The organism is Streptomyces mauvecolor, assembly GCF_039532965.1.
GTDB lineage: Bacteria > Actinomycetota > Actinomycetes > Streptomycetales > Streptomycetaceae > Streptomyces > Streptomyces violascens.
Window position 1 is genome coordinate 264,764 of sequence record NZ_BAAASQ010000016.1, and the last position, 19,329, is coordinate 284,092.

General features: G+C 72.2%; 19 protein-coding genes. 8 read left to right on the forward strand and 11 right to left on the reverse strand.

The genetic code is table 11. The features are described 5' to 3' along the window. Positions 1 to 19: 19 nt before the first annotated feature. Positions 20 to 1,420 carry a MocR-like pyridoxine biosynthesis transcription factor PdxR gene (pdxR, locus tag ABD346_RS22475; protein WP_344377092.1) on the forward strand — a complete coding sequence of 467 codons (1,401 nt, stop codon included), beginning with the start codon at positions 20 to 22 and terminating at the stop codon, positions 1,418 to 1,420. Between the two features lie 98 nt (positions 1,421 to 1,518). Continuing rightward, on the forward strand, positions 1,519 to 2,085 hold the full coding sequence (locus ABD346_RS22480) for a Uma2 family endonuclease (RefSeq protein ID WP_344377093.1): 567 nt from the start codon (positions 1,519 to 1,521) through the stop codon (positions 2,083 to 2,085). Between the two features lie 24 nt (positions 2,086 to 2,109). Here ABD346_RS22480 and ABD346_RS22485 read toward each other — a convergent pair whose 3' ends face one another. Next, positions 2,110 to 2,643: a GNAT family N-acetyltransferase gene (locus ABD346_RS22485; RefSeq protein ID WP_344377094.1), complete on the reverse strand. Its 534-nt coding sequence runs from the start codon at positions 2,641 to 2,643 to the stop codon at positions 2,110 to 2,112. Positions 2,644 to 2,786: 143 nt separating this feature from the next. Between ABD346_RS22485 and ABD346_RS22490 the strand changes: the two genes are divergently transcribed. Further along, positions 2,787 to 3,458: a helix-turn-helix transcriptional regulator gene (locus ABD346_RS22490; RefSeq protein ID WP_344377095.1), complete on the forward strand. Its 672-nt coding sequence runs from the start codon at positions 2,787 to 2,789 to the stop codon at positions 3,456 to 3,458. Between the two features lie 85 nt (positions 3,459 to 3,543). Next, a complete protein-coding gene (locus ABD346_RS22495) occupies positions 3,544 to 4,059 on the forward strand; it encodes a molybdopterin-dependent oxidoreductase (protein ID WP_344377096.1) in 516 nt (171 codons plus the stop codon). Here ABD346_RS22495 and ABD346_RS22500 read toward each other — a convergent pair. From ABD346_RS22500 to ABD346_RS22530, 7 genes are all read right to left on the reverse strand, one after another. Then, the gene (locus ABD346_RS22500) at positions 4,023 to 5,288 is read right to left on the reverse strand and encodes a 4-hydroxybenzoate 3-monooxygenase (protein ID WP_344377097.1); all 1,266 of its coding nucleotides are present in this window, start codon (positions 5,286 to 5,288) and stop codon (positions 4,023 to 4,025) included. The genes ABD346_RS22495 and ABD346_RS22500 overlap by 37 nt on opposite strands. Before the next feature lies 1 nt (position 5,289). Further along, on the reverse strand, positions 5,290 to 6,447 hold the full coding sequence (gene pcaDC, locus ABD346_RS22505; protein WP_344377099.1) for a bifunctional 3-oxoadipate enol-lactonase/4-carboxymuconolactone decarboxylase PcaDC: 1,158 nt from the start codon (positions 6,445 to 6,447) through the stop codon (positions 5,290 to 5,292). 117 nt (positions 6,448 to 6,564) lie between these two features. Next, positions 6,565 to 7,965 carry a 3-carboxy-cis,cis-muconate cycloisomerase gene (gene pcaB, locus ABD346_RS22510; RefSeq protein WP_344377100.1) on the reverse strand — a complete coding sequence of 467 codons (1,401 nt, stop codon included), beginning with the start codon at positions 7,963 to 7,965 and terminating at the stop codon, positions 6,565 to 6,567. Between the two features lie 40 nt (positions 7,966 to 8,005). Beyond that, positions 8,006 to 8,590: a dioxygenase family protein gene (locus ABD346_RS22515; protein WP_344377101.1), complete on the reverse strand. Its 585-nt coding sequence runs from the start codon at positions 8,588 to 8,590 to the stop codon at positions 8,006 to 8,008. Beyond that, positions 8,590 to 9,312: a protocatechuate 3,4-dioxygenase subunit beta gene (gene pcaH, locus ABD346_RS22520; protein ID WP_344377102.1), complete on the reverse strand. Its 723-nt coding sequence runs from the start codon at positions 9,310 to 9,312 to the stop codon at positions 8,590 to 8,592. The genes ABD346_RS22515 and pcaH overlap by 1 nt, the downstream gene beginning before the upstream one ends. Further along, on the reverse strand, positions 9,309 to 10,064 hold the full coding sequence (locus ABD346_RS22525; RefSeq protein WP_344377104.1) for a 3-oxoacid CoA-transferase subunit B: 756 nt from the start codon (positions 10,062 to 10,064) through the stop codon (positions 9,309 to 9,311). Before ABD346_RS22525 ends, pcaH begins: the two co-directional genes overlap by 4 nt. Continuing rightward, complete coding sequence (locus tag ABD346_RS22530; protein WP_344377105.1) at positions 10,061 to 10,828, reverse strand: CoA transferase subunit A; 768 nt, start codon at positions 10,826 to 10,828, stop codon at positions 10,061 to 10,063. Before ABD346_RS22530 ends, ABD346_RS22525 begins: the two co-directional genes overlap by 4 nt. A 161-nt stretch (positions 10,829 to 10,989) precedes the next feature. Here ABD346_RS22530 and ABD346_RS22535 point away from each other — a divergent pair, with 161 nt between their 5' ends. Further along, positions 10,990 to 12,633 carry an IclR family transcriptional regulator domain-containing protein gene (locus tag ABD346_RS22535; RefSeq protein WP_344377107.1) on the forward strand — a complete coding sequence of 548 codons (1,644 nt, stop codon included), beginning with the start codon at positions 10,990 to 10,992 and terminating at the stop codon, positions 12,631 to 12,633. A 283-nt stretch (positions 12,634 to 12,916) separates the two neighbouring features. Further along, positions 12,917 to 14,008: a type III polyketide synthase gene (locus ABD346_RS22540; protein WP_344377108.1), complete on the forward strand. Its 1,092-nt coding sequence runs from the start codon at positions 12,917 to 12,919 to the stop codon at positions 14,006 to 14,008. Between the two features lie 27 nt (positions 14,009 to 14,035). Here the strand turns inward: ABD346_RS22540 and ABD346_RS22545 are convergent, their stop codons facing one another. The 3 genes from ABD346_RS22545 to ABD346_RS22555 form a co-directional block, all read right to left on the reverse strand. Continuing rightward, positions 14,036 to 14,554, reverse strand: a complete 519-nt coding sequence (locus ABD346_RS22545; RefSeq protein ID WP_344377110.1) for a hypothetical protein — start codon at positions 14,552 to 14,554, stop codon at positions 14,036 to 14,038. Positions 14,555 to 14,630: 76 nt separating this feature from the next. Then, entirely contained in the window at positions 14,631 to 16,151 is a 1,521-nt protein-coding gene (locus tag ABD346_RS22550; RefSeq protein ID WP_344377112.1) for an alkaline phosphatase, read from the reverse strand. A 140-nt stretch (positions 16,152 to 16,291) separates the two neighbouring features. Further along, the gene (locus ABD346_RS22555) at positions 16,292 to 17,803 is read right to left on the reverse strand and encodes an LCP family protein (protein ID WP_344377113.1); all 1,512 of its coding nucleotides are present in this window, start codon (positions 17,801 to 17,803) and stop codon (positions 16,292 to 16,294) included. 174 nt (positions 17,804 to 17,977) lie between these two features. On the opposite strand from ABD346_RS22555, the gene tatA reads away from it, so the two are divergent. Together tatA and ABD346_RS22565 are read left to right on the forward strand one after the other, a co-directional pair. Beyond that, positions 17,978 to 18,238: a Sec-independent protein translocase subunit TatA gene (gene tatA / locus ABD346_RS22560; RefSeq protein WP_344377115.1), complete on the forward strand. Its 261-nt coding sequence runs from the start codon at positions 17,978 to 17,980 to the stop codon at positions 18,236 to 18,238. A gap of 22 nt (positions 18,239 to 18,260) precedes the next feature. Continuing rightward, positions 18,261 to 19,220, forward strand: a complete 960-nt coding sequence (locus ABD346_RS22565; protein ID WP_344377116.1) for a threo-3-hydroxy-L-aspartate ammonia-lyase — start codon at positions 18,261 to 18,263, stop codon at positions 19,218 to 19,220. Positions 19,221 to 19,329: the final 109 nt, after the last annotated feature.

The window sequence follows — 19,329 nt, forward strand, 5'->3', positions numbered from 1 at the left end:
CTCCGGAGAGGAGACCACTTTGTCTCTGCAGCTCGCCCTCACTCTGGACCGTGAATCCCGCCTCCCGCTGGCCGTTCAGATACGCAATTCGCTGCGCAAACTAATTGAGGACGGAACTTTATGGCCGGGCACACGGATCCCGTCCAGCCGTCAACTGGCCCTGGATACCGGGGTTTCCCGCAGCGTCGTGGTGGAGGCATATGAACAGCTCTCGGCAGAGGGGTATTTGCAGACCAGGCACGGTTCGGGCACCACCGTCTCGGAACGGGCCGGGGCGCCGGACACCCGCTCCACCCTCGTCCCGCCCGACCCGGAGGCGGCGCCCGAGGCGATGTGGGACCTGCGTACGGGCACGTCCAACGTGGTGGACTTCCCGCGCCAGGAGTGGATCCGCTGCATGACGGCGGTGGTCGCCGACGCGGGTCATCAGGAGCTCGGCTACTCCCCGCCGGCCGGGGTGCCGCAGACCCGGCGGGTTCTGACCGGCTATCTGGGCCGGGTGCGGGGTGTGCACACCCGTCCCGAGGACCTCATGGTCACCGCAGGCTTCGCCCAGGGCCTGGCCCTGATCTGCCGGGTGCTGCTCGACCGGGGCCACACCCGGCTGGCGGTGGAGGACCCGGGGCATCCGGGCGAGCGGGAGTTCGTCACGAGCTCGGGACTGCAGGTGGTGGGCATTCCGGTGGACGAGGACGGGCTGCGGGTCGACCTCCTGGAGCAGAGCGGCGTACGGGCCTGCCTGCTGACCCCGGCGAACCAGTTCCCGACGGGTGTGCGGCTCAGCGTGCCGCGGCGGGAGCGGCTGATCGCCTGGGCGCGGGAGGTCGGCGGCTATGTCATCGAGGACGACTTCGACAACGCGTTCCTGCACCGCAGCGACCGCCTCCCGGCCCTGCAGAGCCTGGCCCCGGACCGGGTCGTCTACGCCGGCAGCGCGAGCAAGACGCTGGCCCCGGCGCTGCGGCTCGGCTGGCTGGCGGCGCCGTCGGAGCTGATGGCGTCGGTGGAGTACGTCCGCGCGGGCTGGGACATCGGCTGCTCGGGCCTGGAGCAGCTGGCCTTCGCCCGCTTCATCGACACGGGCGCGCTGGACCGCCACCAGCGCCAGCTCCGTACGGAACTGCACCGCCGCCGCCAGACGATCCGCCGCCAGGTGGAATCCTGCCTGCCGGGCGCACGCCTGACCGGAGGCGACAGCGGCCTCCAGGCCTACGTCCAACTCCCGCCCCACATAGCCGAAGCCCCCCTGCTCCGCGCCGCCCGCCAACGCTCGGTCCTCACCCGGGGAGGCGCCTTCTACACCCTCTCGGACACGACCCGCCCCCCGGCCCTGGTCCTGAGCTACGCGACGGTCCCGTGCTCGGGCCTCGTACAGAGCCTGCTGGCGCTGGGGGAGGCGTTTCGGGAGGTGGGGGGATGAGCCCCGGATCGGGCCGCGCTCCGGTGCCGGCCGGGCTGGGCCAGTACGCTGAAGCCAGCGGGATCCGGCCCGCCCGCATGGTGTCCGGGAGGTGCGTGATGACTGCCGCGATGGTGGCCCCTGCGTGGATGCACGAGCAGATCACAGCCGAGCAGTACGACTCCTGGTCCGAGGAGCAGTGTGCGGGAATCGAGATCGTGGACGGGATGGTCGTCGTGAGTCCCAGCGCGTCCAAGCGGCACAACCGGCTGGCCCGGATCCTGGCGAATGCCCTGGAGGCCGCCGCCGGTCCGGACTGGAACGCCGACACCGATTTCGACGTACGGCTCCAGGACGTCCCGCTCACCAACCGCCGGCCGGATGTCGTCGTCTACCGCGCGGACACGATCGACCTCACGCCCACCCGCCCGGAGCACGTGCTGCTGGTCGTGGAGGTCGTCTCCCCCGGCTCGGAGACCACCGACCGGATCGTGAAGGTGGACCAGTACGCGCGGTCCGGCATCGCCTTCTACTGGCGGATCGAACAGGCCGCGACGGGCGTCCCGCTCGTCTACACGTATGTCCTCGACCCCGCGACGAAGACCTACCGGGAGGGGGACATGTTCACGGGGATCGTGAAGGTGTCGGCGCCCTTCCCGGTGGAGATCGACCTCGGGCAGGTCTGAGCCGGGGCTCGGGCGGGGCACCGCTCACGTCGGGCGGCGGCTCCAGGCGTCCAGCGTGGTGGTGGTCGTGGCCGGGCGGGGGGTTCTCGTCCAGCCCCAGGCCGCGTATGCCGCTGCTGCCGGGATGTTCGTGGGGGCGATCAAGGTCGTCAGGACGTCGGCCTCCTGGCGTTCCAGGAGTCTTTGCTGGAGGCGGGTCGCGATGCCCCGGCGGCGGCGGGAGGGAAGCACCATGAGTTCCGCCAGCGCGAACACCCGGTCCGCGGTGGCCAGTTCCTCGTCGCCGTCGGTCTCCGCGCCCCGGAAGCCGTGCCACCACTCGCCCTCGCGCCCCGGCGGGTAGCCGTACGCGCAGCCGACCAGGAACGGGTCCCCCGCGATGATCATGTCGAAGCCCGGGCGCTGCACGTCCTCCGCGAAGCGGCGCAGAAACCCCTGCCGCCCCAGCGACTCCGCGTCCTCGGCACCTTCGTACGCCGCTACGTACAGGTCCGCGACGGATTCCCGTTGCTGCTCGGCCTGCCATCGGGACAGCCGCCGCAAGAACACTTCTGTCATCGCACCAGCGTGGCAGGTCACGGCCGCTCACGGAACAGGCGGGAGCGGGGTCGGAAGTTCCCTGCGCCGCGGAGGGAGGCCGCCCGCTCCGGCAGCCGTCGCGCGTTGACCCGGTCCGGCGGGCGGCCCACACTGGCCGGATCATGGACGAGCAACAGATCGTGACGCTCCACGGCGAGCGGGCGCTCATCGACCGGGCCGGGCATCTGTTCGCGGGGGCGCGGCACGAGTTCCTGGTGGCCGCCGCCGACCCGGGGACCTGGTCGAACGGGGTACGCACCGCCTTCGCCGCGGGGCTGCGTCCCGCCACCGAGCCCGGCGGCGTCGCGCTGCGCAAGCTCTACACCCCGCAGGCCCTGCCCGACGCCCGGGCCGAGCGGCGGCTGGCCAGGATGGCCGCCGGCGGGGCGCACATCCGGATCTGCCCGGCGCCGCTCGCCCAGGAGACCATCGTCCTGGACCGGCGCATCGCGATCCTCGCGAGTGCCCCCGGCCGCGGGACGCGTACGTACACCGTGATCCGTACGCCCGACGTCGTCGCGGGGCTCAGGTCGCTGATCCATGCCGCCTGGGAGTCCTCCCCGGACCTCGACGACCATCTGCGCCGGCGGCCCGCGGAGCTGGACGCTCAGGCGCGGCGGATCCTGCGGATGCTGGGCGCCGGGCACACCGACGAGTCGGCTGCGCGGCAGCTCGGGATGTCGCTGCGTACGTATCGGAGGCGGGTCGCCGAGCTGATGGCGGCGCTGGGGGCCACTTCCCGGTTCCAGGCGGGGCTGCGGGCGCGGGAGCTGGAGCTGGAGGGCCGGTTCTGACCGCACCGGCCGGGTCCGCTCCACCTTCGCATTCACCGTCGCACGCCCCGATGCAAAACGGCAGATGCGAGCCATAATCTCGTACATGACTCATAAACGCGTGGCCGAGCGGCACATGGCGGTGGTGGGTGCGGTCGACCGTCCGGTCGAGCTGAGCGTGGCCGAGCTGCGCGCACGGTGGCCGCAGCGGACGGCGGCGGTCACCTTCGACTGCGCGACCAGCGGCCCGCGCGCCCACACCTTCACCGGCCCGCTGCTGCGCGAGGTGATCACCGCGGCGGGGCCCGGGTTCGACGCGGCCCGCCGCAAGGACCGCTCCCGCTTCCTCCTGGAGATCACCGGCGAGGACGGGCACGCCACGGTGCTGTCCTGGGCCGAGATCGACGAGGACTTCGGCGACTCGCCCGTGCTGCTCGCCACCGCCCTGGACGGGGTCCAACTCGACGGCGTGGGCGCCCAGTTGGTGGTCCCGTCCGACCGGTGCGGGGCGCGTTACATCAGCGGGATCACTCAGGTGCGGCTGCGTGCCTGCGGGGGCGCGGCCGAGGAAGTGGATCAGCTCGCTTACGGCGAGGGCAGGGCGATCGGCAGGCCCGTGTAGTTCTCGGCGAGTTCGGCGGCCGCGTGCCGGGAGTGGGCGATGCGGTCCAGCTGGGACAGCTGGAGCCGGGTCTCGAACGCGGAGTGCGCCGGGTCCGCGTGGAGCAGCTCGGTCATGGCGTACGAGAAGTGCTCGGCCCGCCAGACCCGGCGCAGGCAGGTGTCGGAGTACGCGTCGAGGAGTTCCGTCGAGCCGGTGACGTGCCGCTGGACCAGCGCGCGGGCCAGCACGACGACGTCGGCCACGGCGAGGTTCAGGCCCTTGGCGCCGGTCGGCGGCACGATGTGCGCGGCATCCCCGGCCAGCAGGAGCCGCCCGTACCGCATCGGCTCCACGACCCGGCTCCGCATGGGCAGCACCGATGTGGCGGCGATGGGACCGCGCTCCAGTTTCCAGCCCGGGTCCGCGTCGGTCGCCAGGCGGGCGTCGAGCTCGTCCCAGACGCGGGCGTCGGGCCAGTCCGCGGGGTCGGTGCCGTTGGGGACCTGGAGGTAGAGCCGGCTGACGGCGGGCGAGCGCATGCTGGCGAGGGCGAAGCCTCGCGAGGAGTGCGCGTAGATCAACTCGTCGTACGCGGGCGGCGCTTGGGCCAGGATGCCGAGCCAGGAGTAGGGGTACGTGCGCTCGTACGTTCTGCGGAGCCCGGCGGGGACGGCGTTCCGGGCGACGCCGTGGAAGCCGTCGCAGCCCGCTATGTAGTCGCAGGTGAGGGTGGTGGGGCCTCGGTCCTGGTGGTGGTAGTGGATGGTGGGGGTGGGGGCTTTCGTGCCGTGGATGCCTTTGGTGCCGTCGGCATCTTCGACGCCTTCGACGCCTTCGATTCTTGTCACCTCCGACTCGAAGAACAGCGGGGCGCCGTCCGCCAGTTGCTGGGCCACCAGGTCCTTCACCATCTCGGTCTGGGCGTAGACCATCACTCGGCGGCCGCCGGTGAGGGAGGGGAAGTCGATGCGGTGGGAGCGGCGGTCGTACCGGAGCTCGATGCCGTCGTGCGGCAGCCCCTCGCGGTCCATGCGCTCGCCCGCCCCGGCGGATCGCAGGACGTCGACAGTGCTCTGTTCGAGGATGCCGGCGCGCTGACGTTGCTCGACGTACGCGCGGTCGCGGTTTTCCAGGACCACGCAGTCGATTCCGGCGTTGTGCAGGAGGCGGGCCAGGAGGAGTCCGGCGGGGCCCGCGCCGATGATGCCGACGGAGGTGTGGGTGGGGGCGGGGGCGCTGGTGGGCATGTCAATTGTCCTTCTGGTCGGCGTCGGCCGCGTACTCGATGACCGCCCGTTCCGCGACGGCGAACGCGGAGTTGGCGGCGGGGACGGAGCAGTACACGGCGCACTGGAGCAGTACTTCGCCGATCTCGTCGGGGGTCAGGCCGTTGCGCAGGGCGCCCTGTACGTGCAGCGCCAGCTCGTCCTTGTGGCCGCCCGCGACGAGTGCGGTGAGCGTGATGACGCTGCGGGTGCGGCGGTCCAGGGTGCCGTCTCCCCAGATCTCGCCCCAGGCGTAGCGGGTGATGAAGTCCTGGAAGCGGGCGGTGAAGGGGGTGGTGCGGGCTGCCGCTCGGTCCACGTGGGTGTCGCCGAGGACGGCTCGGCGGGCGGCCTCGCCCGTCCGGCGAAGGGGCGGACGGGTTCTGGTGCTCGTCAGGTGGCTGAGCAGGGCCTCGGTCACGTCATCCGGCTGCTCCACGTTGGCCAGGTGGCCGGCCCGGGGGAGTTCCAGGAGCTGGGCGTCCCGGATGCCGTCGGCGAGTTCGCGGGCGTGGGACGGCGGGGTCGCCACGTCGTCCCGGCCGGCGATCACCAGGGTGGGGGCGGTGACGCGGGCGAGTTCCGGGCGCAGGTCGAGCCCGGCGAGGATCTCGCAGCAGGCGGCGTACGACTCCGGGTCCACGCGGTGGTGGTCGGCGAGGAGGTGCTCGGGGGCGTCGAACGCGGGGGTGAACCAGCGGTTCGGCGCGCTGTCGGCGACCTCGCCGATTCCCTTGGTACGTACGGTGCCCGCCCTCTCCAGCCAGGGTTCGGGCGGGCCGAAGTGGGCGGAGGTGCAGAGGAGTGCGAGGGATTCGACCCGGTCGGGGTGGTGGGCGGCCAGCCAGGTACCCACGGCTCCGCCGAGGGAGATTCCGGCGTAGCCGAAGGTGTCGATGCGGAGCTCTTCGAGGAGGTCGAGAAGGTGGGTGGCGAGGGTTTCGAGGGTGGGGCGGGGTGGGGGCGGGAGCCAGGCGGGGGAGTTTCCGTGGCCCGGCAGGTCCCAGCGGAGGATGTTGAAGTGTGCGGCGAGTGCGGCCAGTTGGGGATTCCAGAGGGCCACGGTGGTGCCCAGGGAGGGGGCCAGTACGAGGGTGCGGGCGGTGGGGGTTGGGGCGGGGGTCAGGTGGTGGGTCAGCATGGGGCCTCCCGGGGGGTGAGGGTGGGCGGGATTCGGCCCTGGTGGGGTGGGGCCGGGCTGGGACGGGTTCCGGATGGGGGCGGGGCACAGAACCAGGGTTCGACCTTCCGGCTCCGCTCACGGGCTTCCCGGGGGTTGGGGTGCAGCCCCATGGGCTCGGCCTTCCCGAACGCCGTCGCAGGCGGGCACGTGAGCAAGCGCCCCCAGGGCCTGAGGCGCAGCCCCAAGGGCTCGGCCTTCCCGACCGCCGTCACCGGCGGGCACGCGAGCAAGCGCCCCCAGGGCCTGAGGCGCAGCCCCAAGGGCTCGGCCTTCCCGAACGCCGTCACGGGCGGGCTGGTGGGCAGGCGCCCCCGGGGCCCGGGGCGGAGCCCCGGCGAACCCCGCCTCCCTCAGCGCCCCCCTCCCCAGCGCCCGAGCCACCATCCGCTCCGCCGCACCCACGCCCCCCACCGCCTCGCCCAACGCCAAGTTGCCCCGCATTCGCGCCGGGAACACCGACAGCTCCCCGCACAGCACCGCCGCCCCCCGCGCCGCGCCCCCGCACAACCGCAGCGCCTCCCGCAGGGGGGACCACTCCGCGTGCCATGCCCCCGGGGGGCGTTCGTCCTCCGCCGCCATCGAGGCGTACAGGGTCGACACCAGCGCCGGGACCTGCCGGGCCGCCGAGGCGAGCAGCACCGAACGCACCGGGTTCCTCTTGTGCGGCATCGAGGAGGAGACCCCGCCCGTGCCCTCGGCCACCTCCCCCACCTCCGTACGGGACAGCACCAGCACGTCCGCCGCCACCTTCCCCAGCGCCCCCGCGCAGAACGCCAGCACCCCCGCCAGGTCCGCCACCGGCGTACGCAGGACGTGCCACGGCAACTCCGGTGCACAGAGGCGGAGTTCAGCGGCGAAGGCCCCGACCAACCCCTCTCCTTCCCTTCCGTACGCCTCGAACGCCCCCAGCGTTCCCGCCGCGCCGCCCAGCTGGACGGGGAGGGTGGCCCGGACCCGTACGACACGGTCGTGCGCGTCGAGGACCAGGGAGCGCCAGCCCGCCGCCTTCAGGCCGAACGTCGTCGGGACGGCATGCTGTGTCAGGGTGCGGGCCGCCATCACCGTGGCCCGGTGCCGGTCCGCGAGGGTGGCCAGGGACGCGGCCGTCGCCGCCAGGTCCGCCCCGATCAGGTCGAGCGTGCGGGCGGCGACCAGCATCAGTGCCGTATCCAGGATGTCCTGGCTGGTGGCACCCCGGTGTACGAACTCCTCGTCGCCGGGGGAGAGTTCAGCCACCACCGCCCTCAGGTCGGCCACGAGCGGGATCACGGGATTGCCACCCGCCCCGGCCCGCAGAGCCAGTTCCCGCGCGTCGAACCGGCCGGACCCCGCCGCCTTCGTCACGGCCTCCGCCGCCCGCCCGGGCACACCGCCGACCCCCGCCTGGGCCCTGGCCAGCGCCGCCTCCGCGTCGAGCATCGCCCGCAGCACCGCACCGTCACCGGTCGCCGCCTCCGCCGGGCTCCCCGCACTCACCGGCGTGAGCAGACCGGCATCCCCCTCACGCGCATGAGCATCACCCGAAGTCAAGGAAGACCGTCTCCTTCTCCCCCTGCAGATGGACGTCGAAGCGGAACAGCCCCTCCCCGAGTCCCTCCCGGGATTCCCGTCGGGCCAGCATCGTCTCCCCCCGCTCTCCCGCCATCCCCGTCAACTCCCCTTCCCCGCCCAGCCCCTCCACGTACGCCCGCGTGAAGAGGTGGCGCGACAGGCCCCGTGCGAACAGGCACACCGCCAGGTAGGGCGCGGCCGGCGGCGGGGGCAGGGTGCGTACCGACCAGTGGCCGTCCGCGCCCGTCGCCACCCTGCCGAAGCCCGTGAAGCCGATGCCGTCCCGGCCGAGGAAGCCCCCGCTCGCCGCATCCCGGCGCCACGAGCCGGTCCCGCCCGCGAGGGAGCCGTCGGGCGCGGCCTGCCAGAACTCCAGGAGCGCGTCCGGCACCGGCTCCCCGTGCCCGTCGTACACGTACCCGTGAACAGTGATCGACTCCGGATGGCCGGTCGGCGCGATCTCCCCGCCGCCCGGGAAAGGGAGGGCGTAACCGTAGAAGGGGCCGACCGTCTGCGACGGGGTCGGGTCACAGGCAACCGGCTCCGGCATCACGCGGTCACCTCCGGGTCGGGCAGCGTCGCGGCCGGGCCGTCGAGCACGATGTCCCAGCGGTAGCCCAACGACCAGTTGCGCACCGAGAGTTCGGGGTCGTACGCCGCCACCAGGCGGTCCCGCGCCGCCTGGTCGGTGACCGTGTGCAGGATCGGGTCGTACGCCAGGAGCGGGTCGCCCGGGAAGTACATCTGGGTCACCAGGCGCTGTGTGAAGGCCCGGCCGAAGAGCGAGAAGTGGATGTGTGCCGGGCGCCACGCGTTCTCGTGGTTGCCCCAGGGGTACGCCCCCGGCCTGATCGTCGTGAACGCGTACCTCCCCTCGGCATCCGTCAGACACCGGCCCGCCCCGGTGAAGTGCGGGTCGAGCGGAGCCGCGTGCTGATCGCGCCGGTGGGCGTAACGCCCGGACGCGTTCGCCTGCCAGATCTCCACGAGCTGGCCCGACACGGGGCGGCCGGAGCGGTCGAGCACCTTCCCCGACACGGTGATTCGCTCCCCGTGCGGATCTCCCACGTGCTGGCGGGTCAGGTCCGCGTCGAGCGGGGTCACCTCGGTGACGCCGAACACCGGGCCGTACAACTCCACCGCCTCCGGGTCCCTGCCCATCGGGACCGGCGCCCGCAACGGCTCGCGCAACGCCCCGCTGCGGTACGGACCCACCGTGGCGCGCACGGGTGCCTCGTCGGCCGTGCCGGTCTGCCCCTGAGTGAGCGTCATCGCCCTGCCACCTCTCCCGAGCCCGAATCGCCGCCCGCGGTATCGCTGCCCACGGTTTCGCTGCCTGCGGTATCGGCGCCTGCGGTATCGCCGCCTGCGGTATCGCCGCCTGCGGTACGGACATGAACGAACGCCCCCGTTCTCGCGCGCACCTCCTCCACCCCGACCCCCGGCGCCGTCTCGACCAGAACGAAACCGTCGTCCGGGTGCACGTCGAGCACGGCCAGATCGGTGACGATCCGGTGCACACAGGCCCGGCCGGTCAGCGGCAGGGTGCAGCGCTCCACGAGTTTGGGCGTGCCGTCCTTCGCGGTGTGCTCGGTCAGGACGATCACGCGGCGCACCCCGTGCACGAGGTCCATCGCGCCGCCCATCCCCTTCACCAGCCGCCCCGGAACAGCCCAGTTGGCGAGATCCCCACCCGCCGACACCTGCATCGCGCCGAGGATCGCGGTGTCGACGTGACCGCCGCGGATCATCCCGAACGACAGCGCCGAGTCGAAGAACGCGGCGCCCGGCAGCACGGTCACCGTCTCCTTGCCCGCGTTGACGAGGTCCGGGTCCACGTCCGCCTCCAAGGGGTACGGTCCGACGCCGAGAATGCCGTTCTCCGAGTGGAGCACCACATCCACGCCCGGGGGTAGATGGCCCGGGACCAGGGTCGGCAGCCCGATGCCGAGGTTCACACAGCTCCCGTCCTCGAGTTCGGCGGCCGCCCGCGCCGCCATTCCCTCCCGCGTCCACCCGCTCATCCGCGTTCCTCCACACGCACCGTCCGTTTCTCCATTCCCTTGCATGCGGCCTGAGTCGGTGTCAGCGGCAGGACCCGCTGCACGAACACCCCGGGCACATGGACCCCGTCCGGGTCGAGGTCGCCCGGTTCCACGAGGTGTTCGACCTCGGCCACCGTGACCCGGCCGGCCATCGCCGCGAGGGGGTTGAAGTTGCGGGCCGCGCGGCGGAAGACCAGGTTTCCGTGCCGGTCGCCCTTCCAGGCCCGTACGAGGGCGAAGTCCGTGGTGATGCCGTGCTCCAGGACATGCGCGCTCCCGCCGAACTCGCGGACCTCCTTGGGCGGGGAGGCCACGGCCACCCGGCCGTCGGCGCCGTACCGCAGGGGCAGTCCGCCCTCGGCGACCTGGGTGCCGACGCCAGCCGGGGTGTAGAACGCGGGGATGCCGCAGCCGCCCGCCCGCAGCCGCTCGGCGAGGGTGCCCTGCGGGACCAGCTCCACCTCCAGCTCGCCGCCCAGGTACTGGCGGGCGAACTCCTTGTTGGTGCCGATGTACGAGCCGGTCACGCGGGCGATGCGGCCGGCCGCGAGCAGCACGCCGAGGCCGCCGCCGTCCACCCCGCAGTTGTTGGAGACCACGCTCAGCGCGGTGGCGCCCTGCGTGTGCAGGGCTGCTATCAGCACGTTCGGCACCCCGCTGAGGCCGAAGCCGCCGACCGAGAGGGAGGCCGCGTCGGGGATGTCGGCCACCGCGTCGGCGGGGGCCGATACGACTTTGTCCATGGAACGCCCACGCCCGTTCTCGCTCGACGACCGCCCGTCGGGGCTCTCGCCATGTGTTCGCCAGATGAACTAGAGTTCAGAGTTGCGCTCGCCCCGAGTGTGCGTTTCGCCGACGCACGCGTCAACACCCCGTGCCTCAACCCGCCGTCTCTGGAGGCCACATGAGCACCGCCCCCGCCGAAGCCGTCGGCCCGCTGATGCGCGGGGTCTCCGTGCTGCGCGCGCTCAGTGACGCGGACGGGCGGCTCAGCCTCGGCGAGCTGGTCCGGGCGACCGGGCTCGCCCGCTCCACGGTCGACCGGGTCGCCGCGACGCTGGCCCGCATGGGATATCTGCGCCTCGACGGCTCCACCGCCACGCTCGCCCCGCGCCTGATGGAACTCGCCAACGCCTACCTCGGCGCCCTGCGGCTGCCCGCCCTGCTCGGCCCGTACGCGGTCCGGCTGGCCGAGGAACTCGACGAGTCGGTGTCGCTCGCGGTCCCCGACGGCGACGGCATCCGCTTCGTCCACCAGAGCACCCGACGCCGGGCGATGTCCCTCACCTTCCGCATCGGCGACCTCCTCCCCGCCGAACGCACCGCGCCGGGCCCCCTGTTCGCCGCACACTGGACGCCCGAGCAGTGGCAGGCCTGGCACCACCGGCGCGCGGCCGACCCGGCGGACCTCGCCTTCCCCGCGGCCCCGCCCACCGAAGCCGCAGCGGAGGCGACGGCCGACGATTTCGAGGAGCGCATCGAAGCGGCCCGCACCGCGAGCTGGGCCGTCGACGACCAGCTCATCGAGCCGGGCCTCATCGCCGTGGCCGCGCCGCTCCGCGACCCCGCGGGCACCCCCGTCTGCGCCCTCAGCGTGGTCAGCCACACCAGCCGCCACAGCGCGGAGTCGCTGCGGAAGGCCGTACTGCCCCGGCTCCGCGCGGCCGCCACCGCGATGGAGGCCGAGCTGGCCCGCGACCGCACCCCGGCTCCCGCCACGCCCCAGGCGCTCGCCGCCTGGACCTCCGCCTCGAAGCAGGAGCTCGGCTCGGAGTTCGTCGAATCGCTGGCCCGCGGCCTGACCGTACTGACCGCGTTCGGCACCGGCCGGGCCGAGCTCACGCTCAGCGCCGTCGCCGAGGCCACCGGCCTCGCCCGCGCCACCGCCCGGCGTGCCCTGATCACGCTGGACCATCTGGGCCTGGTCGCCACCGAGGGCCGCGCCTTCCGCCTCACCCCGCGCGTCCTGGCACTCGGCTGCCCGCCCCTGTCCCGTACGACGCTGTCCGACATCGCGGCGCCGCACCTGGCCGCCCTCGTACGCACCGTCCACGACTCGGCGTCGCTCGCGGTGCTCGACGGCGACGCCATCCAGTACACGGCCCGGGTCGCCACCACCCGGATCATGAGCGTCAACATCACCCTGGGCACCCGCCTCCCCGCGTACGCCGCCTCGATGGGCCGGGTGCTGCTGGCCGGTCTGGATGCCGGGGAGCGCGCGGCCCGGCTCGGCCGTATGGAGCTGTCGCCGCTCACCCCGCACACGGTCACCTCCCCGGACGCGCTGGCCTCGGTCCTGGAGTGGGTGGCGGACCAGGGGTACGCGATCGTCGACGAGGAGCTGGAGGAGGGGCTGCGCTCGATCGCCGTGCCGGTGCGGGACGCCGGGGGGCGGGCGGTCGCCGCCGTGAACGTGGCCATGCACACGACGCGGCGCACCGTGCCGCAGTGCCTCGCCGAGGTGCTGCCCGAACTGCGCGCCACGGCCGCGGCCATCGAGGCCGACCTGCACGTGGTCGGCCGCCACTGCCGCACGCCGCTGTCGTAACAGGCACCGCCACTGCCACTGGCACAGACACAGGCACCAGCACTGGTCCGCGCCTCTGTCCGCACCGAGGCAGCCTCGTCATGCGCACCGGAGCGGATTTGTCACCTTGGCAGGGCGCATTTTCCCTCTAATCGGTTAATTAGGTGGAAAAGAGACATGTGCATGACTTTGTTCGGGGATACAGGGCTAGTCCGCTGCCCCCTGTCCCTGACACACCGGAGTACGCCTCGTGGAGACCACAGACCGCCTGGTGACCGGCCCCCCGTCAACGAAGGGAACTTAGATGGCCACCCTGTGCCGACCGGCGGTCGCCGTGCCCGACCACGTCATCACCCAGGAGCAGACCCTGGCGCTGGCCCGCGAGACCCACGACGGGCACCCGCAGCGCGACCTCGTCCTGCGCCTCATCGAGAACACCGGCGTCAAGACCCGCCATCTGGTCCAACCCCTCGAAGACACTCTGGCCCACCCCGGGTTCGAAGTCCGCAATCAGGTGTACGAGGCCGAGGCCAAGAGACGGGTGCCCGCGGTGGTGCGCGAGGCGCTCGCCCACGGCGAGGTCGAGCCCGCCGACATCGACCTGATCGTCTACGTGTCGTGCACGGGCTTCATGATGCCCTCGCTCACCGCCTGGCTGATCAACACGATGGGCTTCCGCACCGACACCCGGCAGCTGCCCATCGCCCAGCTCGGCTGCGCGGCGGGCGGCGCCGCGATCAACCGCGCGCACGACTTCATCAAGGCCTACCCCGGCTCCAACGTGCTGATCGTGTCGTGCGAGTTCTGCTCCCTGCTCTACCAGCCCACCGACATCGGGGTGGGCTCGCTGCTGTCCAACGGCCTGTTCGGGGACGCCGTTTCGGCCGCGGTGGTACGCGGCGAGGGCGGCACCGGCATGCGGATCGAGCGCAACGGCTCGCACCTGGTGCCGGACACCGAGAACTGGATCTCGTACGCGGTGCGCGAGACGGGCTTCCACTTCCAGCTCGACAAGCGGGTCCCGGGCACGATGGAAATGCTCGCCCCTGCCCTCAAATCCCTTGTGGAACAGCACAGTTGGGAGGTCGGGGCGCTCGACTTCTACATCATCCACGCCGGCGGCCCGCGCATCCTGGACGACCTGTGCCACTTCCTGGAGCTGGGCCCCGAGATGTTCCGCTTCAGCCGCACCACCCTCACCCAGCGCGGCAACATCGCCAGCTCGGTGGTCTTCGACGCCCTGGCCCGCCTCTTCGACGAGGGCGGCATGACCGACGGCGCCCGCGGCGTGATCGCCGGCTTCGGTCCGGGCATCACCGCGGAGATCGGCGTGGGCAGCTGGAACGCGGGCCCGGACATGGACGACGAGCTCGACGCCATGGCCGCCCGGATCTGAACTCAGGCCGGAACTCCCGCGGTTCGGCTACTCGTTGACCAGCACCGGGATGGAGAGCACCGCGCCGGCGGGCGTGCCGGTCAGCGGCTCCCTGGGCTGGATCCTGAAGTCGATGCCGGGGCCCTCGGCGGCCGGGGTGTGGGCGCCCTTGTGGTCGTCGTGGCCCTCCTCCGCGTACTGGAACGAGCCGGCGCCGAGCAGCTTGCCGTCGGCGTCGTAGTAGGCGGCGCTCAGCTCCAGGGCGATCAGTTCGCTGACGTCCGAGGTGACGGCGAGGTGGCCGGTCACGGTGGATCCGGCGGCCAGGGCGCTGCCCGCGACCTTCACCCGGTCCGTGAACGGGCCCTGCTCCAGGCGCACTTCACCCTTCGCCAGCTTCCGGTACGCGGCGGGGGCGGCGGCCTGCTTCGGTGCCGCGAAGCTCACCGAGGGGACGGGGCTCGGGGCGCCTTCGGCCTTGTCCCCGCCGGAGCCGGAGCCGCCGCAGGCCGTGACCAGGGCGAGGGTGAGGGCGGCCAGGACGGCCGGGGCTGCGATGCGTCTCATGGCGTACGGCTCCTGCGTACTCGTGCGGAAGGGGCCGGGGACTGCCTGCCCCCGGCCCCTCGTCGGCGGGGCGGGGTCAGCCGCGGGGCGAGCGGCCGAACAGCGAGCCGTACATCTTCCCGTACAGGTCGGTGTTGAGCTGGCTGGCCGCGAAGCGGTCCGCGCCCGGGCCGTACGCGAAGATCGGGACGTCCGCGCCGGTGTGGTTGCCGGACAGGTACGTCAGCCACAGGCTCGCCTCGGGGCTGCCGTCCTTGACGTTCTTCGGGTCGTCCGGGGTGCGGAAGGTGGCCGGGCCGAAGTTCCTGGCGTCGCCCGCGCCCGCGCCGTTCACGATGCCGGACGAGCGGGCCGGGTCCTTGGCGCCCGACGTGGCGCGCGAGGGAAGGGAGTTGTTCGCCGGGTTGCCCGCGTCCGTGTTGGCCGGGGGCGCCACCGACTCGGCGTTGGTGTACGTGCCCTTCTCGATGATGTTGAAGCCCGCGCACTCGTGGTCCGCGGTGACGACGACCAGCGTGTGGCCGTCCCTCTTAGCGAAGTCGGTGGCCGCCTTCACCGCGTCGTCGAACGCCTTGACCTCGGCGAGCGTCTGAGCGGCGTCGTTGGCGTGCGAGCGCTTGTCGATCTGGGCGCCCTCGACCTGGAGGAAGAAGCCCTTCTTCGAGCGGCCGTCGAGGAGATCGATCGACTTCTTCGCCATCTCGGCGAGCGTCGGCTCCTGCTTCTGCGGGGCGCCCGCGGGCAGGGATGCCTTCGCCTGCTCGACGGTCAGGTTGCCGCGGTTGAAGAGCCCGACGACCTTCTTGCCGCGCGCCTTGTCGAGGTCGGCCTTGGTGGCGACCTTCTGCGAATCGGCCGTCTGCGCGGGCAACTTGGGGTCGCCGAACGAGCCGAGCACCTGGTAGCCCTGCTTCTGGAGCGCCTGCTGGTCGTCCGGCTCGAAGCGGGCGAGGCCGCCGCCGAGCACCACGTCGGCGGTGCCGTTGCGGGCGATCTGCTCGGCGATCGGCGTGATCAGCGTCTTGTCCGCGGGCGCCTTCTCGTAGCTGCCGTCGGCGTTCTTCGGCAGGCAGGCCGCGTCCGAGTACGTCGGCCCCTGGCAGCCGCGCAGCAGCGCGTGGCTGAACTGGGCGGCGGGCGTGGCGTCGGTGATCTCGGCGGTCGAGACATTGCCGGTGGCGAAGCCGGCCGCCTTGGCCTGCTCCATCAGCGTGGCACGCTTCTTCTCGTAACTGTCCACGCCGATCGCGGCGTTGTACGTCTTGACGCCCGAGGCCCAGGCGGTCGCGGCACTCGCCGAGTCCGTCACCAGGGCGGGCCGGTCGCTGCCCTTCTCGACGGCGTACGTGGCGACCGCGCCGGTGTAGGGCAGGCGCTCCATGTTCAGCTTGCCCTGGGCGCCGTAGTAGCGCTCGCGGCCCGCGGTGACGTGGGTGCGGCCCATGCCGTCCCCGAGCAGGTAGATGACGTTGCGTATCTCGCGACCGCCGCCGTGACCGCCGTGCTGGGGCGCGGAGTTGGCGGTGACGGCCGAGCCCGCGGCGACCGCGGAGGCGGCCGCGAACACCGCGAGCACCTTCATTGCCTTGTGTGTCATGGCGGCGAAGCTATGAGTCGCATGTGAACGGACCGGGAGGTTCAGGCGACCGCGAGGCGAACGCCTTTACCTTCCGCATAACTTCTGCGCCCCGTCCCTTTGCCTGCTCTGGGCGCGCCCCTTACCCGCGGGGGCGCGTCCTACCCGTACGACAGGTTGGAGCAGATGTTGTCGTCGGCCGAGCGGGCCTTGTCGGCGACGGACGGCGGGACCGAGGCGGGCGCGCTGGGCGCCGCGTCCGCTCCGCTCTCCTTGTACTGCGTGCCGAGGATGACGTTCAGGCCCGGCGTCTTCGACGGGCGCATGAGCGCGCCGGGGAAGTGCGTGGCGAGCGTCTTGGCCTTGGCCTCGTCGTTCGCGCCGTACTGGATGACGGTGTGCGTGTAGTCCTGGGTGGCGGCGGTCGTCGCGCCGGTCACCGTGAAGCCCGCGGCCTTGAGGGATTCGGCGGCCTTGCCCGCGAGGCCCTTCTCGACGGTGCCGTTGTAGACGGCGACGCTGATCCCCTGGCCGGAGGCGGGCGCCGGGGCGGAGGCGGACGGGCTCGGCGCGGCCTTCCCACCCTTGCCCGCGGCGTCCTGGCCGTCGACCGTACGGTCCGCCCTGAGGGCGGCGAACAGCGCGTCGGCCTCGGGCTTGACGACCGCGACGCGCGCGCCCTCGTACCGCCAGGGCAGGGTCACGAACTTGGTGTTGTGCAGGTCGATGTCCTTCATGGACATCGCGAACGAGATCAGCTTGTTCGCCGAGCCGAGGCCCGGGTCCACGGTCATCGACTTGGTGGCCGCGGTGGCGAGCGGCAGCAGGGTGGTCGGGTCGAGCCCGTTGCCCTTGACCTTCTTGATCAGGCTGCCGACGAAGGCCTGCTGGCGCTGGATGCGGCCTATGTCGGAGCCGTCGCCTATGCCGTGCCGGATGCGTACGTAGTCGAGCGCCTTCTGGCCGGACACGGTCTGCGGGCCCTTGGAGAAGATCAGGCTGCCCTTGTGACCCAGCTTGGGGTTGAGGTCGCCCTGGTAGACGTCGTTGGGTACGCAGACCTGGACGCCGCCGACGGCCTCGGTCATCTTCGCGAAGCCCGCGAAGTCGATGACCATGGTGTGGTCCACGCGCAGACCGGTCAGCTTCTCCACGGTGTTCTGGGTGCAGGCCGGGTTGCCCTGAACCGTTTCACCGACCTCGAAGGCCGAGTTGAACATCTCACCGTGCTTCTCCTTGGTCCACGTCCCGTTCGGCAGCTTGCACGGGGGTATGTCGACCAGGGAGTCGCGGGGTATGGACACCGCGACGGCGTGCTTCTGGTCGGAGTACACATGCAGCAGGAGCGCGGTGTCCGAGCGGCCGACGTCGCCCGTGCCGTGGCCGTACTCGGCATTGTCGCCGGAGCGCGTGTCGGACCCGATGATCAGGACGTTCGAGCCGTTGGTGGAGGCGGCCGGTCGGTTGGCGGAGACTCCGCCGTCGTCGAAGGTCTTGATGTTGCCGTTCAGCTGGAAGTAGATCCAGCCGCCTCCGGCGACCGCGAGGACGACGACCGACAGGGCCGCGACCCCGGCGATGCGGGCGCGGCTGCGCTTGTTGCGGCGCCGTGGCGCGGCGGAGCTGCCGCTCTCGCGCCTGCTTGCCGCTCCCGCTTTGTGGCTGCCCGCCATCGGACCCCTCATCCCTCATTCACGCCTCTTCTGTAGAGGAGACGGTGAGTCGCACACTCTGGTTGTACAGTTGCGCAATGTAGCAAGTCTCACTGAGAGCCATCAGCCCCAGCCGTACGAAGAAATCGGCTGGACGAAAACGGCTGTAGGACGCGAACGAGGGAGGACGGCGGGATGTTCCTGCGCAACGGGCTGGAGCCCTGGCATCTGCTGATCGTGGCCGTAGTACTGATCCTGCTGTTCGGCTCGAAGAAGCTGCCCGACACTGCACGCGCGCTGGGCAAGTCCCTGCGCATCCTCAAGAGCGAGACCAAGGCGATGCGGGAGGACTCCGGCGACCCGGCGCCCGCCGCGGCCGCCCCGGCCCCGCAGGTCACCCCGGCCCAGGCCCCGGCCCAGGCCCAGACTCCTGCGGACGCGCGCCCGGCCCAGTGATCGCGCCGTACGCTCGGCAGGCATGGAACAGCTGCCGACGTACGACGACGTGGTCCGCGCCCATGAGCGGATCGCCCCGCACGCCCACCGCACCCCGGTCCTGACCTCGCGGCTCACCGACGCCGAGCTCGGCCTGAGCCTCTTCTTCAAGTGCGAGAACCTCCAGCGGATGGGGGCCTTCAAGTTCCGCGGCGCGTTCAACGCGCTGTCGCGATTCGACGCGGAGCAGCGCCGGGCGGGCGTGGTCGCCTTCTCGTCCGGCAATCACGCCCAGGCCGTCGCGCTCGCCGCGTCCCTGCTCGGCATCCCGGCGACCATCGTCATGCCGCACGACGCGCCTGCGGCCAAGCTCGCCGCCACCCAGGGGTACGGGGCGAGCGTGGTCCCGTACGACCGCTACACCGAGGACCGCGAGGAGATCGGCGCAGCCCTCGCCGAGGAGCGCGGCCTGACGCTGATCCCGCCGTACGACCACCCCCATGTGATGGCCGGCCAGGGCACCGCCGCGAAGGAGCTCTTCGAGGAGACCGGCCCCCTCGACGCGCTGTTCGTGCCGCTCGGCGGCGGCGGCCTCCTGTCGGGCACCCTGCTCTCGGCGGGCGCGCTCTCGCCGTCCTGCGAGGTGTACGGGGTCGAGCCGGAGGCGGGCGACGACGGGCGCCGCTCGCTGCGGGCGGGGCGGATCGTGCACATCGACACGCCGGCGACGATCGCGGACGGCGCCCAGACGCAGCACCTGGGTGCGCATACCTTCCCGGTGATCCGGGACCGCGTGACGGACATCGTGACGGCCTCGGACGCCCAACTGGTGTCCTGCATGCGGCTGTTCGCGTCGCGGATGAAGCTGGTGGTGGAGCCGACGGGGTGCCTGGGGCTGGCCGGGGCGGCTGCTCTGGCCGAGCGGTACCGGGGGCGGCGGGTGGGGGTGATCGTGAGCGGGGGGAACGTGGACGTGCCGCGCTTCGCTGAGCTGGTGGGTTAGCCCCGGGTTTGCCCCCTCCCCGCCCCTTCCCGAGACCCTCCGGGGGTGTGGGTGTGCGAGCTGGATTCCAAGATGCCGGTGCTGGCCAGCACCAATGCCGTTAAGGGGC